The sequence below is a fragment of the Nonomuraea insulae genome, assembly GCF_042656245.1.
Window position 1 is genome coordinate 1 of the sequence record NZ_JBHSPA010000070.1, and the last position, 14,036, is coordinate 14,036.

General features: G+C 72.4%; 14 protein-coding genes. 3 read left to right on the forward strand and 11 right to left on the reverse strand.

The features are described from left to right. Positions 1 to 205: 205 nt before the first annotated feature. Positions 206 to 1,183 (reverse strand): LysR family transcriptional regulator, encoded by a 978-nt coding sequence (locus ACFPZ3_RS48780; RefSeq protein ID WP_379521322.1) that lies wholly within the window; start codon positions 1,181 to 1,183, stop codon positions 206 to 208. A 66-nt stretch (positions 1,184 to 1,249) separates the two neighbouring features. On the opposite strand from ACFPZ3_RS48780, the gene ACFPZ3_RS48785 reads away from it, so the two are divergent. Next, positions 1,250 to 2,494, forward strand: a complete 1,245-nt coding sequence (locus ACFPZ3_RS48785; protein WP_379521254.1) for an MFS transporter — start codon at positions 1,250 to 1,252, stop codon at positions 2,492 to 2,494. A 202-nt stretch (positions 2,495 to 2,696) separates the two neighbouring features. Here ACFPZ3_RS48785 and ACFPZ3_RS48790 read toward each other — a convergent pair whose 3' ends face one another. Then, complete coding sequence (locus tag ACFPZ3_RS48790; protein WP_379521255.1) at positions 2,697 to 3,518, reverse strand: aldo/keto reductase; 822 nt, start codon at positions 3,516 to 3,518, stop codon at positions 2,697 to 2,699. 134 nt (positions 3,519 to 3,652) lie between these two features. Here ACFPZ3_RS48790 and ACFPZ3_RS48795 point away from each other — a divergent pair, with 134 nt between their 5' ends. After that, a complete protein-coding gene (locus tag ACFPZ3_RS48795; protein ID WP_379521256.1) occupies positions 3,653 to 4,360 on the forward strand; it encodes a sulfotransferase family protein in 708 nt (235 codons plus the stop codon). Position 4,361: 1 nt separating this feature from the next. On the opposite strand, the gene ACFPZ3_RS48800 is transcribed toward ACFPZ3_RS48795, so the two are convergent. The 5 genes from ACFPZ3_RS48800 to ACFPZ3_RS48820 form a co-directional block, all read right to left on the reverse strand. After that, complete coding sequence (locus tag ACFPZ3_RS48800; RefSeq protein WP_379521257.1) at positions 4,362 to 5,006, reverse strand: response regulator; 645 nt, start codon at positions 5,004 to 5,006, stop codon at positions 4,362 to 4,364. Beyond that, entirely contained in the window at positions 4,997 to 6,172 is a 1,176-nt protein-coding gene (locus ACFPZ3_RS48805) for a sensor histidine kinase (RefSeq protein ID WP_379521258.1), read from the reverse strand. Before ACFPZ3_RS48805 ends, ACFPZ3_RS48800 begins: the two co-directional genes overlap by 10 nt. Before the next feature lie 72 nt (positions 6,173 to 6,244). Next, a complete protein-coding gene (locus ACFPZ3_RS48810; protein ID WP_379521259.1) occupies positions 6,245 to 7,033 on the reverse strand; it encodes an ABC transporter permease in 789 nt (262 codons plus the stop codon). Further along, entirely contained in the window at positions 7,030 to 7,935 is a 906-nt protein-coding gene (locus ACFPZ3_RS48815; RefSeq protein ID WP_379521260.1) for an ATP-binding cassette domain-containing protein, read from the reverse strand. The genes ACFPZ3_RS48810 and ACFPZ3_RS48815 overlap by 4 nt, the downstream gene beginning before the upstream one ends. A 76-nt stretch (positions 7,936 to 8,011) precedes the next feature. After that, positions 8,012 to 8,221 (reverse strand): hypothetical protein, encoded by a 210-nt coding sequence (locus tag ACFPZ3_RS48820; protein ID WP_379521261.1) that lies wholly within the window; start codon positions 8,219 to 8,221, stop codon positions 8,012 to 8,014. 41 nt (positions 8,222 to 8,262) lie between these two features. Here ACFPZ3_RS48820 and ACFPZ3_RS48825 point away from each other — a divergent pair, with 41 nt between their 5' ends. Next, positions 8,263 to 9,363 carry a DUF5685 family protein gene (locus ACFPZ3_RS48825; protein WP_379521262.1) on the forward strand — a complete coding sequence of 367 codons (1,101 nt, stop codon included), beginning with the start codon at positions 8,263 to 8,265 and terminating at the stop codon, positions 9,361 to 9,363. A gap of 10 nt (positions 9,364 to 9,373) precedes the next feature. On the opposite strand, the gene ACFPZ3_RS48830 is transcribed toward ACFPZ3_RS48825, so the two are convergent. The 4 genes from ACFPZ3_RS48830 to ACFPZ3_RS48845 form a co-directional block, all read right to left on the reverse strand. Further along, on the reverse strand, positions 9,374 to 9,685 hold the full coding sequence (locus tag ACFPZ3_RS48830; RefSeq protein WP_379521263.1) for a YbaB/EbfC family nucleoid-associated protein: 312 nt from the start codon (positions 9,683 to 9,685) through the stop codon (positions 9,374 to 9,376). A gap of 15 nt (positions 9,686 to 9,700) precedes the next feature. Then, positions 9,701 to 10,579, reverse strand: a complete 879-nt coding sequence (locus ACFPZ3_RS48835) for a WXG100-like domain-containing protein (protein WP_379521264.1) — start codon at positions 10,577 to 10,579, stop codon at positions 9,701 to 9,703. Then, on the reverse strand, positions 10,579 to 10,962 hold the full coding sequence (locus tag ACFPZ3_RS48840) for a hypothetical protein (protein ID WP_379521265.1): 384 nt from the start codon (positions 10,960 to 10,962) through the stop codon (positions 10,579 to 10,581). The genes ACFPZ3_RS48835 and ACFPZ3_RS48840 overlap by 1 nt, the downstream gene beginning before the upstream one ends. Before the next feature lie 79 nt (positions 10,963 to 11,041). Beyond that, positions 11,042 to 13,891, reverse strand: coding sequence for a hybrid sensor histidine kinase/response regulator (locus tag ACFPZ3_RS48845; RefSeq protein ID WP_379521266.1), 2,850 nt, complete (start codon positions 13,889 to 13,891; stop codon positions 11,042 to 11,044). Positions 13,892 to 14,036 lie beyond the last annotated feature (145 nt).

Consider the following 14,036-nt stretch of genomic DNA (forward strand, 5'->3'; position numbering starts at 1 on the left):
GGCACGCCACGCGGCGCGGGCACGGCGGGCGTCGCGCGCGGCACGCACCGCGGGCACGGCGGGCGGCGAGCGCAGCTGGCCCACCTCCTTCCCCCCGAAGGGACCCCAGCCCCGAACGGACGGCCAGCAGCCAGCACACCGGCCGGGGTTACGGTCCCTCGAGCGGCGGCGATCACCGTGCGCCGCTAGGGGTGGGGAGCGGCGGTTACGGTGCGCTGGGTGGGGCTTCGGGGAGTGGCGGGGCAGAGGGGGTGGGTGGGCGGAAGCCGGGGCCGAGGGGGGTGAGGTTGGCGCAGGCGTGGTCGCGGAAGGAGCGGGCCGCCGGGGTCAGGCGGTCGCCCGCGGGCCAGCTCACCCCGATGGTTCTGAACAGGGCCGGCGACAGGGGAACCTCCGTGACGCCGACGACAGGGGGCTGGTCGGAGCGGGGGAGGATGGCGACGCCCAGCCCGGCCGCCACCAGCCCCCGTACGGTCTCCGTCTCCTGGCCCTCGAACGCGATCCGCGGCTCGAAGCCCGCCGCCGCGCACAGGTCGTCGGTGATCTGGCGGAGGCCGTACCCGTGTTCGAGGGTGACCAGTTCCTCCCGTTCCAGCTCCCCGACCCGCACCCGGCTCCGGGAGGCGAGGCGATGGGCGGGCGGGACGGAAAGGACCAGTTCCTGGTCGGCGAGGGGGCGGCTGATCAGGTCGGGGTCGTCCAGGGGCATGGGGGCGACGAAGACCAGGTCGATGTCGCCCTCGCGCAGGGCGCGCAGCATGTCCTGGCGTGAGCCCTGGGCGAGGCTGAAGCGGATGCCGGGGTTGCGTTCGCGGAAGCCGCCGATGAGGGACGGCACGAGGGTGCGGCCGAGCAGGTGCAGGAAGCCGAGGACGATGCGGCCGCTGCCCGGGTCGATCTCCTCGCGTACCTCGCGGGCGGCGGCCGTCACGGTGGCGAGTGCGCGGGTGGAGGCGGCGGCCAGGGTACGGCCCGCTCGGGTCAGGCGGATGCCGCGGCCCGACGGGAGGACGAGCGGGGTGCCCACCAGGTCGGACAGGGCGGCCAGGCGGCGGCTGGCGGTGGGCTGGGGGATGCCGAGGAGTTCGGCCGCGCGGGTCACGTGGCCGGTCTCGCCGACTGCGGCCAGCAGGGCGAGGGCCGGGGCCAGGCGGGCGGCCAGCTTGTCGTCGGATTCATCCATCACAGTATGAATTATCGCCTATTTCCGTATTAGACGTATTTATTAGCCTTGCTTAGCGTTTGGGGGGTGGTGGTTCTTGAAGCTTCCCCCGTTTCCGTTGACACCCGGCGGGTCAGTGCGGCCGTCGCGGCGGCCGGGCTGTCGTCGTTCGCCCTGCTGTACGCGCCGCAGCCGGTCCTTCCGCAACTGGCGGCGGCGTACCGGCTGGATCCGGGAACCGCTTCCCTGGCCATCGGCGTGGCCACCGCCTCACTGGCCGTCGCGGTGCTGCCCATCGCCTGGGTCGCCGGGATGCTGGGGCGGCGGCGGGTGATCCTGTGGTCGGTGGTGGTGTCGGCGGTGCTCGGGCTGCTGCTGCCACTGGCTCCTTCCTTTCCCGTGCTGCTGGTGATGCGCGGCATCCAAGGGGTGGCGATCGCCGGGTTCGCGGGGGTGGCGGCGGCGTACCTGGCGGACGCGGTCGGGACGGCGCGGCTGGCCGGCGCGGTGGGGGCGATGATCGCGGGCAACTCGGTCGGGGGCATGCTCGGACGCCTCGGGGCCGGGTTCGCGGCCGAACCGCTGGGGTGGCACGGGTCGTTGCCGGCGGTCGCGGGGGTGGCGCTGGTGTGCGCGCTCTTCACGGCCGCGACCCTCCCCCGTGACTCCGGGGTACGCCACAAGCCGCCGCGACACAGCCCGCCGGAGGATCGGCAGGCAAGGCACGATGTGGGTACCGAAGAGCACGCAGGCGGGGACGCGGAGGCGGGTGGCGGTGCGGCCTGGATGAGGGTTGGGCTGGTGGTGCCGGTGGTGGTGGGGGCGTTGGGCATGGGGGCGTTCGTGGCCCTGTACAACGCGGCCGCGTTCCGCCTGGCCGCCCCGCCCCTCTCGCTGGCCCCCGCCGCCGCCTCCCTGGTCTTCCTGTCCTACGCCATGGGCACCGCCTCCTCGGCCGCCGCCGGACGCCTGGCCGCCCGCCTGGGACGGACGCCGACGCTGGTCACGGCGCTGCTCATAACGGTGGCGGGATCAGTGCTGACGGCCCACCAGTCACTGCCGGTGATAGCCGTCGGCTTCGCCGTGCTGACCGCGGGATTCTTCGCCGCGCACGCCATCGCCAACGCCTGGGTCACCGCCGACGCGCCCCCTGCCGCCAGGGGCCGGGCGGCCGGCACCTACACGCTCTGCTACTACCTGGCCAGCGGCGCGGGCGGTACGGCGGGCGGCATCGTGTACGGCCACGCGGGCTGGACCTGGCTGGTCGCCATGACATCGGCCTGGCTCCTGCTGGCCGCCCTCGCCGTCCTGGTCACAAGCCGCAGACGATAGGTCCGGCTTGCTCGCGTGCCACGAACCACAGACGGCAGGTCCGACCACCTTCGCGTGCGACGAACCGCAGACGGCAGGTCCGACCACCTTCGCGTGCCGCAAACCATAGACGGCAGGTCCCGCCACCTCGCGTGCCACACACCATAACCGGCAGGTCCAACCACCTCGCGGTGACGGAGCGCCGGAGGCGGCTCGCCTCGGTTTAGAGCTCCACGTGCGTGTCGGGGTCGCCGCCGATGCGGCCCCCGCCCGCGAGGGTGTCGATGGCGGCCATGTCCTCCGGGGACAGGCTGAAGTCGAACACCTCGAAGTTCTGCCGCATGCGCTCGGTGTTGGCCGACTTGGGAATGGGAACGGCCCCGAGCTGCACGTGCCAGCGCAGCACGATCTGGGCGGGCGTACGACCGTGAGCGGCGGCCAGGTCGGTGACGACGGGCTCGTCGAGCAGCTTGCGGCCGGCCCCGAGCGGGCTCCACGACTCGGTCACGATGTCGTGCTCGGCGTGCCAGGCGCGCAGCTCGCGCTGCGGGAAGCCGGGGTGCATCTCGACCTGGTTGACGACCGGCCAGACGCCGGTCTCCTCGACCAGCCGCTCGATCTGCGCCGGGGTGAAGTTGGAGACGCCGATCGAGCGGGCCAGTCCCTGCTCGCGCAGGTGCACGAGGGCGCGCCAGGTCTCGACGTAGAGGCCCCGGTCCGGCAGCGGCCAGTGGATGAGGTAGAGGTCCACGTAGTCGAGGCCGAGCCGCTCCCGGCTCTCCTCGAAGCCGCGCAGCGCCGCGTCGTAACCGTGGTGGGAGCCGCGCAGCTTCGTGGTGACGAACAGGTCCTCCCGGGCGGCAGGGGCGTCGGCCACGGCGGCTCCGACGCCCCGCTCGTTTCCGTAGCTGGCGGCGGTGTCGATCAGCCGGTAGCCGAGTGAGACGGCGTGGGTGACGGCCTGCCGGGCCTCCTCGTCGTTCATCGGCCAAGTGCCCAGGCCCAGGCGTGGCATCGGGCGGCCATCGGCGAGCATGACGGTCATGAAGTGGTCCTTTCCCCTATTTCATACAGGCTTATTGCGCTTACCCTCCCGCCACACTGGCCAATCCGCCGCGCCCTGTCACCCTCACTCCCCCTTACCCCGCGAAGGAGGTGAGATCCCCATGGAGGTGCAATGTGCTCACCGTCATAGGCGCGGGATTCCCGCGTACCGGAACGAGCTCGATGAAGGCGGCCCTGGAGCGGCTCGGGTTCGGCCCGTGTCACCACATGTTCGACATCATGACCAACCCCCATCGCGTCGACCGGTGGCTGCCCCTCGCCGAGGGCGCGCAGGTGGACTGGGGATATCTGCTCGAAGGATTCCGCTCGACGCAGGACTGGCCGGCCTCCTTCTTCTGGCGGGAGCAGGCCGAGGCGTACCCGGAGGCCAAGGTCGTGCTCACCGTACGCGACCCGCGCGCCTGGTGCGCCAGCATGCGGACGCTGATCGACAGCGGCCCCCGTCGCGCGTTCACGGAGCAGCCCTCCGGGGAGGCGGCGGCCGTCTTCCAGGGGATCATCCGGCTGCGGCCGGTGCTCGACCTCATGGCCGCATCGGTGTTCGGCTCCAGCCGGGCCTTCAACGAGGGGCTGATCGACGAGGAGAGCGCCGTGGCGGCGTACGAGCGGCACGTGGCCACGGTCAAGGCGAGCCTGCCGGCCGAGCGGCTGCTGGTGTTCGACGTGCGGGAGGGGTGGGCGCCGCTCTGCCGGTTCCTGGGCGTGGACGTTCCCGAGGGGGAGCCGTTCCCGCATCTGAACGACTCCGCGTCCCTGCGGGCCACCCTGGACCGGCTGATGAAGGAGGGCAGCGCCGCCTCACCGTTCGCGAGGGGCACGTGACTCAGCTTTCGAGATAGCGCAGGATCGCCAGCACGCGGCGGCTGTAGCCGGGGGCGCGGGGCAGGTCGAGCTTGTCCATGATGGCGTTGACGTGCTTCTCGACCGTGCTGAGCGAGACGTGCAGGCGTTCGGCGATGGCGGCGTTGACGTAGCCCTGGGCGAGGTGCCGCAGCACCTCGCCCTCGCGGGGGCTGAGCCTGCTCAGCGGGTCGGCGCGGGTGGTGCGGGCTAGGAGCTGGCGGACCACCTCGGGGTCGAACGCGGTGCCGCCGGCTCGTACGCGCTCCAGCGAGCCGAGGAACTCGCCCACCTCCGAGACCCGGTCCTTGAGCAGGTAGCCGAGCCCTTCGGTGGAGCCGGCCAGGAGCCTGGCGGCGTAGTGCTGCTCCACATACTGCGACAGGACGAGCACGCCGACGCCCGGCAGCCGCTCGCGGATCTCCAGCGCCGCCCGCAGGCCCTCGTCCTTGTGCGTGGGCGGCATGCGCACGTCGATCACGGCCACGTCGGGCCAGTGGAGCTCGGCGGCGTCGAGCAGCGCGGGCGCGTCGCCGACGGCGGCGACCACCTCGTGCCCGGCGTCGTCGAGCAGCCGGGTCAGGCCCTCGCGCAGCAGCACGGAGTCGTCGGCCAGGATCACCCGCACGGCGGCGCCTTCGGCAGCGTGGCGGCGATCCTGGTGGGGCCGCCGGGGGCGCTGTCGACGGTGAAGGCGCCGTCGAGCGCCAGGACGCGCCTGGCCAGCCCGGACAGGCCGCCGCCCGACGGGTCGGCGCCGCCCGCGCCGTCGTCGGAGATCGCCACACTCACCGTCCGCTCCTCCTCGCTCAGCACGACCAGGATGTCATGCGCGCCGGCGTGCTTGACCGCGTTGGTGATGGCCTCGCGGGCGACGAAGTACAGGGCGGTCTCGATCTCGGACGCCGGCCTTCCGGTCAGCCCGTAATGTACGGTGACCGGCACCCCTGCCCGCTCGGCCACGCCCGCGAGCGCGGCGCGCAGCCCCAGCTCGTCGAGCGCGGTCGGGTAGATCCGCCAGGCCACGCTGCGCAGCTCGTCGAGGAGCTGGCGGGACTCGGCATAGGCCTGGGCGACCAGTTCCGCGGTCCTGTCGTGGTCGCTGTTGTGCCGGGCGCGGCCGAGCAGCATGGCCAGGGCGACACCGCGCTGCTGTACGCCGTCGTGCAGGTCGCGCTCGATCCTGCGCCGCTCGTCGTCCACGGCCCTGACGATGCCGGAGCGGGTCGCGGTCAGCTCGGCGATGCGGCGGCGCATCAGTTCCTGGCTGCCGGGGCCGAGGAAGTGGTCGGCCAGGCGGCGTTCGAGCGCGGCGATCGCCAGGATCATCAGGACGATCACGCCCAGCAGGGTGACGCCGCTGGTCAGGCCGAGCACGCCGCTGCTGGTGACGATCTTGACGCCTGGCAGGTTCACGGGGACCGTCTCCGGCGTGCCCCACAGGAGGTCCCACCCGCCGCCGAACAGCAGCAGGCCGCTGAGGAACAGGGAGGCCGCGCAGGCGTACCCGCCCAGAAGGCCCAGGGCGGCGCGGGCGGCCAGGAAGGCGTACCCGCCGTCGCGGCGCGTCGTGTCGTGGCCGAACCACCTGGACAGCCTGGCCCGTTCGAGGGCGGTCAGCCGGGCCAGCCCGCGCGCGGCGGCGGGCCGCAGCGCGGGGACGAGCGACATGGGCGCCGCCACGCCCAGGAAGGCCAGCTCGCCCAGGCCGAGGGCCATCCCGAGGAGGACTCCGGCCAGCACTCGGGCGATCATGGGCGCGACGTTCACGCGCCGGAGCGGCTCAGCGGACACGGGCGTGAAGTCTAGGCGTCGCGGCGGACATGATGGAGCGGCTGAGCGTCGCGGCGGACATGACCGTGACGCTTACGCGTCGCGGCGGCGCAGTACGGCGTGGCCCGCCACCACGGCCACCGCCGCCCAGGCCAGCAGCCAGGCCAGCCCCTCACGCGCCGAGTACGGGATCGGCCCGCCGGTCATGTTGTCCGTGCTGCCCATGAACGCCAGCCCCGCGAACATCGGCATGCGCAACGAGGCGTCCACCGCCGCCTGGCTCCCGGTCATCAGCAACATCAGCGGCAGGCCCATGAGCAGCATGAACACCACGGTGAGCGTGCCGGCCGCGCTGCGCATGGCGGCGCCGACGCCGATCGTCATGACCGACACCAGCGCGAAGAACACCCCCACGCCCAGCAGGTCGAGCACGGCTCCGCCGATCGGCAGCACGACGAGCCCGCCGAACACGTCGATCGACAACACCGCGTACACGGCCGCCGTCGCCACCGCCCCCGACACGACGCCGGCGGCGAACATCACCGGCGCCACCACCAGCGCCTTGGCCGCCAGCACCACACCGCGCGCGGGCGTGGCCTGCAGGGTGACCCGGATGGCGCCGGAGGCGTACTCGGAGGTGATCGTCAGCATGGCGAGGGCCACGAGCGCGAACTGCACGAACGAGGTGGCCGAGACCACGGCCTGGCTGGCCACGACCCGTACGCCCGCCCCGTCGCGCAGCGCGTCGGTGGCGGACGCGCCGCCCAGCGTGATCGCGGTCAGCACCATGAGCGCGAGCGCGCAGGCCAGGCACCACCACGTGGACCTGACCGACCACAGCTTGGCCCACTCGGACCCGATCGCCTGCCACAACGCCCTCATACGCCCGCTCCGTACTCGACGCTGCCCGCGGTCAGCTCCTGGTAGGCCTGTTCCAGGGACGCCTCCCTGGTACGCAGTTCGTGCAGCCGGATCCCGGCCTCGTGCGCCAGGTCGCCGATCCGCTCGATGGGGGCGCCGGTGGCCTCCAGTTCGTTCTCGCCGAAGCGGTCCACGGCGATCCCGGCGGCGCGCAGCCGCTCGGCCAGGTCGCCGGCGTGCGGGGTGCGGACGAGCACGGCCGTCAGGGAGCTGCCCGCGATGACGTCGGCGAGGGGCGCGTCCATGATGAGGCGCCCCTTGCCGATCACCACGAGGTGGTCGGCGGTGAGCTGCATCTCGCTCATGAGGTGGCTGGAGACGAACACGGTACGGCCCTCGGCGGCCAGCGACCGCATGAGACCGCGTACCCACCGCACGCCGTCCGGGTCGAGCCCGTTGACGGGCTCGTCGAACATCAGCACCCCGGGCTCGCCCAGCAGCGCCGCGGCGATCCCGAGCCGCTGGCTCATGCCCAGCGACAGGGCCCCGGCCCGCTTGCCCGCCGCGCCGGCCATGCCCACCATCTCCAGCACCTCGCCCACCCGCCGCCGCGCTATGCCGTTGCTGCGCGCCAGCGCCAGCAGGTGGGCGCGCCCGCTGCGGCCCGGATGCACGGCCCGCGCGTCGAGCAGCGCGCCGACGGTGCGCAGGGGGTTCTTGATGCGGTGGTAGGGCACGCCGCCGACGAGCGCGGTGCCGGAGCTGGGACGGTCGAGGCCGAGGATCAGCCGCATCGTGGTCGACTTCCCCGCGCCGTTCGGCCCGAGGAAGCCGGTCACCGTGCCCGGTCTCAACTCCAAGGACAACTCGTCCACGGCGAGGCGGTCGCCGTACCGTTTGCTCAAACCACTCAGACTGATCACGCCGCCCACGCTAGGAGCCGGCGCGGCCGGCGACCATGGTGGCGGGCCGCCGACCTCTATGGCGGAAAACCGTAAGTCACCGCTCCTTTCTGGCCGCCCTGAGCCCCGCCGCCACGGCGTTCTCCCGCAGGGTGCGCTGGTAGTTGGCGGTGTCGGTGAAGGCGTGTTCGAAGTCGGCGTCGAAGGAGGTCGCCAGGCCGAGCTTGCTGACCGCGAACGACTCCCCGAGCGCACCTCCGGCGGATGGTGCGGAAATACGGGAACGAAACGCACTGAAGGGTCGCATTCCCTACGATTAGCGTTCTCATCATCCCTGCGAGGACGTGTTTGTTCGGAATCATCCGGCCCTGCTCCGAGCACGGCTGCCCGTCGTTGCGAGCCGCGTGGCAGGCCCATCTGTGCGGTCTGTGCCTGACCTTGCGGGACACGCAGGGGCACGGGGCGCGGCTGACCACCAACTACGACACCCTGCTCGTCTCGGTCCTCACCGAAGCCCAGCTCCCGTCGCCGGCGCCGCGCCGCATGGCCGGGCCGTGCGCATTACGCGGCTTCCGTGGCGCCGAGGTGGTGGACGCGCGGGCGCGCGGGGCGCGGCTGGCGGCGGCGGTCTCGCTGGTGCTGGCGGCGGGCCGGCTCCGCGACCACGTGGCCGACGGCGAGGCCTCCTTCGCGAGGACGACGACGCTGCTGGCGGACCGGTGGCAGGCAGGGGGCTCCCGGCTGGCGGCCGATGTCGGCTTCGACCCGGAGCCGCTGATCGCGGTCGTGGATCGCCAACTCGCCCTGGAACGCGGCTTCACCTCGGACGGCCGCCTTCCCGTGCTGGAGCTGACCGGGCCCACCGAGGACGCGGTCGCGGCGGCGTTCGCGCACACGGCGGTGCTCGCCGACCGGCCGGGCAACGCCGCCGCGCTGGCGGAGGCGGGCAGGTTCTTCGGCCGCATCGCGCACCTGCTGGACGCCTCGGAGGACCGCGCGGAGGACGACGCGCGGGGCGCCTTCAACCCGCTGACCGCCACCGGCACCACCCCGCGGGAGGCCCGCCGCCTGTGCGACGACGCCGCTCACGGGCTGACGCTCGCGCTGGGCGAGGCCCGCTTCGAGGAGCGCCACCTGGTGGACACGCTGCTCGGCACGGAGGTACGCCGGGCGGTGTCGCGCACGTTCCACGCCCCCACCGCCTCGTACGAGCGTCCGGGCTGGATCCGCAAGTCGGCGTCGGGCGTCGGGACGTTCTTCACCTGCGGGACCTGGCGGCCCCGGTGGAGCGAGCGCAGGGGCCGCCCGTGGGACGAGCGCTGCTACTTCGGCAGGGCCGACTGCTCCGACTGCGGTGGCTGCTCCGACTGCGGTGATTGTTGCGACTGCTGCCGCTGCTGCCGCCACTGCGACTGTGACTGTGACTGCGGCTGCTGCGACTGCTCGTGAAGCCCGGCGATCAGGGCTCGAAGACGGTTCTGGCCAGGGCGTGGGAGCGCTCGGCCACGTCCTCCTCGGCCCGCCCGAACGCCTCCTTGATGGCCTCGACCAGGGCCTTCGAGCCCAGCCGCAGCGCACGCGGGTCGATGTGCAGATCGGCCAGCGTCCCGGTGCCCGCGAGCTCGACGGCGACCTGGCCCCCGGCGCTCTCGCCGCGCCCCCTGGTCTCGCCCAGCAGGCGGCTCACCTCCTCCAGCCGGGACGTCTGCGCCGCCATCTCGGCCAGGGCGCGGTCGAGTTCGGGGTCGCCGGTGCGTGGCGGTGTCGTCATTCACTGCTCCTGGAATCAACGCTTGAAGAGGAACGCCCTGGGCGCGTGGGCGAGCGCCGAGCGGAAGGCGCCCTCGTCCGACAGGCCACCGCTGGCGACCAGGGGGTAGATGGTGGCGGCGGACACGGTGCGGCGGAAGAACTTGCCGGCCGGTCCGGTGCCGAGGAGCGTCTCGGTGATCTTCGTGGCCGGGAAGAACTTGCGTACGTCGCCCAGCGCCTTGATGCCGCCGTTGTAGGCCATCTCGGCGGCGAAGTGCTTGCCCGCGTACTCCCAGAGGTTGCCCATGGGCTGGCCGGTGGCGGCGGAGCTGGCCGCGTGCACGCCGGTCTTGACCGCGGTCCACAGGACGGAGTCCGCCAGCGCGTCGAGGCCCTCGCGCACGAAGTAGTTGCCGACGCGGCGCTTGCCCATCCGGAATTCCAGGATCGCCTTGACGATCTTCTGGAAGACCGTGCGTTCCAGCCTCGCCCTGGCCACGAGCCACTTGAACGCCTGCTCCGCCGCGATCCTGGCGGCCGGGTAGAGGTAGCCGAACATCATGGTGAAGGCCATGGCGGCGAGCTGGGTGCCGATGATCCAGAGTTGCTCGCGGTGTTGTTCGACGGCCTCGGCGTACTCCTCGCAGCCGTCCGCCAGGTCCCGCAGCTCCTCCTGGAGCGCGGCGTAGCGGGGGCCCAGCTCCTGCGGCCACACGTCGGCGAAGCGGGACACCGACTGGCTGTCGTTCGCCTTGCGCGCCTCGGCGACGGCGGTCTCGGTCTGCCGGGCCACGGTGCCGATCGAGGTGGCCAGTTCGCGCAGCGCCTGGGCCCTGGCGCGCAGGTTCGAGACGTCGGCCTCGGGCACGTGCACGCCGGCGAACCAGGCCAGCGCCTGGAAGGGGTCGAGCATCAGGCGCCTACCCCCCGGGGCGGGGCCTGCGGGATGGGCGGCGCCGGCAGGTCGGGGATCTTGGGCAGCGTGCTGATGATGCGCTGCTCCAGGTAGTCCCACATGGCGTCGAAGTCACGCAGGTCGCTGGCCGAGGTGAAACTCTTGTCGGCGATGCGGGTCAGCGCGTCGGTGAGGGAGTCGTAGCCGTCGCTGTACCACTGGGCGAACGCGTGGCCGTCGTCGTCGCCGCCGACGAGGCCGGAGGTGCCGGCCAGGGACGCGGACCCGCGCTGCAGGGCCACCACGTCGTCGCCCGCCTGGTCGAAGAGCCCGGCGAGCTTGCGGATCGACGTCCAGTCGATAAGAAGACGATCGCCCTGTTCGCCCGACAAATGCGCCATTAACCCTCCACCCACCACAAACAATGACATTAGGAGATTAACGCCTACAAATTTCCTCGATGTTAATCCGCGTTTCACATCAGGAGTAGGAGGCATTCATCCAGTCCGGAATGTCGGTGAGCAGCCGGTCCAGCTCCTCGACGAGCTCCTCCGCCACGGCCTCCCCGGCCCTGGCGAGATCCTCCACGCGGCCGCACAGCTCGGCCTCGCGTGCCGCGCCGACCGTCGCGCAGGCGCCCTTGAGCCGGTGCGCGAGCTCGGCCGCCGCCGGGGCGTCACCGTTCCGTACCGCCTGCCTGAGCTCCTCGAACGTGCGCGTCGCGGTCTCCAGGTAGGCCCGCGCCACGTCCGCCAGCGCCTCCGCCGACAACCCGGCCAGCTCCGGCGGCAGCCCGGCCGAGGCCGCCCACTCCGGGATCTTGGCCAGCACCCGCGGCCAGTCCACGGGCTTGGCCAGGTGGTCGTCCATGCCCGCCTGCAGGCAGCGCATCCGGTCGTCCGGCATGGCCGCGGCGGTCATGGCGATGATCGGGGTGTGGACCTCCTCAAGGCTCCTGATCTCCTCGGTGGCGGCCAGGCCGTCGAGCACGGGCAGCTGGCAGTCCATGAACACCAGGTCGTAGCCGCCGCTCAGGACCGCCCGCACGGCCTGCCGGCCGTCGTCGACCACCTCGACCTCGTGCCCGGCCTGCCCCAGGACGAGCATCGCCACCTGGCGGCTCACCTCGTCGTCCTCGGCCACCAGGATCCGCGCGCCACCGGCCGGGGCGCCGGTCGTGCCGACGGGGATTTCGCCCGGGGACTCGGCGGTGCCCAGCGCGTTCTCCACGGCGGCGAGCAGGCGGCGGCGGCTGAGCGGCCTGGTCATCGACTGCACGGTCCGCTCCCCCGCCGCGACCGGCCAGGCGAACCCGGCGCGGCCCGGCGTGATGACCACGATGACGCTGGTGGCCTGCAGCAGCGGGTCGGTGAGGATCGTGTGGGCGAGCGAGCGCGGCGTGCCCGGCTCGGTGGGATCGGTGCCCAGGTCGAGGGCGACGACCGCCAGGTCGTACGGCTCCTCACGGGAGGCGGCCTCCCGCAGCAGCCTCAGGGCGGACTCCTCCTCCCTGGTCTCCTCCACCTCGGCGCCCGCCTGGGCCAGGAAGCGCGCCGCCAGCGTGCGGTCCTCGGGCCGCGGGTCCGCGACGAGCGCCCGCCGCCCCTCCAGCGCCCCTGCCCCCGGCTCGGACCAGGTCAGAACCTCCACCGGCAGCGTCGCCCAGAACCGGCTGCCCACGCCCTCCACGCTGTCCAGCCCGATCTGCCCGCCCATGAGCTCGACGAGCTGCCGGCTGATCGCCAGCCCCAGCCCGCTGCCGCCGGTCCTGCGCGTGATCGGCGAGTCGACCTGGCGGAAGACGCCGAACACCCGCTCCCGGTCACCGGAGCTGACGCCGATCCCGGTGTCGGCCACGGAGAACCTGAGCACCACCCGTTCCTGCCCCGGCTCGCCCTCGTCCAGCGTGACGTGCAGGTCCACGCCGCCCTGGACGGTGAACTTCAGCGCGTTGCCGACCAGGTTCGTCAGCACCTGGCGCAGCCGCGCCGGATCGCCCGACACCTGCCGGGGCACGTTCTCGTCGAGCCGGAGCGTGAGCCACAGCCCCTGCTCGTACGCGTGCGGCGCGAACGGCGCCACCACCTCGTCGCACAGGCGCGGCAGGTCGAACGGCACGGCTTCGACCTGGAGGTGCCCCGCCTCGATCCTGGACAGGTCGAGGAAGTCGTCGAGCAGGCGCAGCACGTTGTGGGCCGACTCCTGGGCGGTGCCGGTGTAGTAACGCTGCTCCTCGTCCAGACGGGTGCCCATGAGCAGGGAGTTCATGCCGAGCACGCCGTTGATGGGGGTGCGGATCTCGTGACTGATCTTGGCCACGAACTCCGACTTGGCGCTGGAGGCGCTGATCGCCTCGTCCCTGGCGGCGGCCAGTTCGGCGGCGTACCTGGCCAGCGTGGCCTGTGCCCGGCGGCGGCCCCGCGTGGAGTGGATCTGCAGGCCGAGCCCGATGAGGATGAGCAGGGCGAGCAGGGCGGCGACGGTGAGCACGTTCGTACGGAGCTTCGCGGCCGAGGCCAGCGCCTCGGAGGCGGAGACCTCGGCGGTCACCGTCCAGCCGATGCTCGGGATGGGCTCGGAGGCCGATAACACCTGCCCGTCGACGCCGTGGAACTCCCCGCTCCACGCCTGCCCGGCCAGCGCGAGGTCCACCCGGAAGTCCTCGCGCAGGGAGGTGAGGGCCAGCAGCTTCCTGCCGGGGTCGGCGACGAGCACGCCGGCCTTGTCGGTGATGAGCAGCCGGATGTCCTGCGCGTCGGCGGCCTCCTCGGCGAACTGCTGGATGGCGTCCAGGCTGTAGACGACCGTGAGCATGCCGAGCATGCGGGTGCCGTCGGCGCTGGGGATGGGCGCGGCCACCGCGACGGCCCTGGACACGCCGACCATCGTGGGCGTGTACGCCTGGGAGACGTGGGTCTGTCGCCGGTCGCGCACGGCGCGGTACCAGTCGGTGCTGGTGACCTCCTGGGGCAGCACGCTCGGCGGCTCGGCGCCCAGCATGCCGCCGTCCGAGGAGATCATGATCAGGCCGCTGACGCCGTCGCGCATCCGCTCCAGCTCGCCGAGCCAGTCGCGCAGGGTGCCGGCTTTGGCGTCGCCGACGGCCTCGCGTACCTGGGGGCGTTGCGCGAAGGCGGTGACGAGCTGCCTGAGCGAGCCCATCTGCTGCTCCACCACGACCCGGCTGACCGACGCGGTGGTCGAGACCCGGTCGTTGACCTCGTCGCGCACGGCCCGCTCCGACAGCGAGATACTGGAGGAGGTCAGCAGCGCGAGGGGCAGCAGGCCGAGGAGCGTCCACAGGGCCGTCACCGCGAGCAACCATCGCACGGGCGTCCGTCCCTCCCCCCACTCGTTCGGGTACAGAGTAGGAGGGAACAGGTGCGCGCGCCGGTTCCCGCTGAGCAGAACGAGCAAAACTTGATTTTATTGATGAAAACCCGCCTAAGCTGCAAAGATCTACCAGATGACCGAG

Bases quoted from the DNA above. Each gene is read 5' to 3' on its own strand.
- ACFPZ3_RS48820 (WP_379521261.1), bottom strand. From the start codon at position 8,221: ATGCGACCCTTCAGTGCGTTTCGTTCCCGTATTTCCGCACCATCCGCC.
- ACFPZ3_RS48835 (WP_379521264.1), bottom strand. From the start codon at position 10,579: ATGCTCGACCCCTTCCAGGCGCTGGCCTGGTTCGCCGGCGTGCACGTG.
- ACFPZ3_RS48830 (WP_379521263.1), bottom strand. From the start codon at position 9,685: ATGACGACACCGCCACGCACCGGCGACCCCGAACTCGACCGCGCCCTG.
- ACFPZ3_RS48790 (WP_379521255.1), bottom strand. From the start codon at position 3,518: ATGACCGTCATGCTCGCCGATGGCCGCCCGATGCCACGCCTGGGCCTG.
- ACFPZ3_RS48840 (WP_379521265.1), bottom strand. From the start codon at position 10,962: ATGGCGCATTTGTCGGGCGAACAGGGCGATCGTCTTCTTATCGACTGG.
- ACFPZ3_RS48810 (WP_379521259.1), bottom strand. From the start codon at position 7,033: ATGAGGGCGTTGTGGCAGGCGATCGGGTCCGAGTGGGCCAAGCTGTGG.
- ACFPZ3_RS48780 (WP_379521322.1), bottom strand. From the start codon at position 1,183: ATGGATGAATCCGACGACAAGCTGGCCGCCCGCCTGGCCCCGGCCCTC.